Source organism: Cellulomonas bogoriensis 69B4 = DSM 16987 (assembly GCF_000767165.1).
GTDB lineage: Bacteria > Actinomycetota > Actinomycetes > Actinomycetales > Cellulomonadaceae > Actinotalea > Actinotalea bogoriensis.
In genome coordinates this window covers 1-519 of sequence record NZ_AXCZ01000457.1, presented here as the reverse complement: position 1 = coordinate 519, position 519 = coordinate 1, and the positions used below count along the sequence as shown (strand labels likewise).

At 69.4% G+C, this 519-nt stretch carries 1 protein-coding gene; it reads right to left on the bottom strand.

The annotated features are described in order from the left end of the window. The coding region (locus N869_RS16000) for a hypothetical protein (RefSeq protein ID WP_035063385.1) at positions 1 to 284 on the bottom strand (284 nt) is incomplete at its 3' end. Between the last annotated feature and the right edge of the window lie 235 nt (positions 285 to 519).

Here is a 519-nt window from a genome sequence, read left to right as displayed (position 1 = left end):
ACCCCCGTCGCGACGACGTCCTTGCGCCGGTTCAGCACCACCAGCGCCGTGACCACCAGCAGCACCAGCAGCTTCACGGTGATCTTGACGTGGTTGACGGTGCCGTCGCCCATCTCCAGCGCGCCGACCAGGATGACCCCGCTGGCCAGCAACGTCAGGGCACCGTGGAGCATGGCCGGGTCGACCCGCTTGGTCGGGGCCTTCATCTGCACCATGAACGAACCGATCACGGCAGCCAGCCCGATGAAGTGCAGCACGAGCGCGATGTTCCGGACGATCTCCACGACGGGTCTCCTCGAGGGGGTCGGTGCCCACCGGCATTTGCCGACGGCATGTCGTTATCGTACCAACGCGCTGTCGCCATCCGGTCGGCTGGGTCATGATGACGCCATGCCCCGCATCACCGAGCCGACGGTCGCCCAGCACCGCGCCAAGCAGCGCGCCGCCGTGCTGCGGGCGGCCGAGGAGGTCGCCGTCACCCAGGGCGGTGACGCCCTGACCGTCGCCGCGGTCGCCACC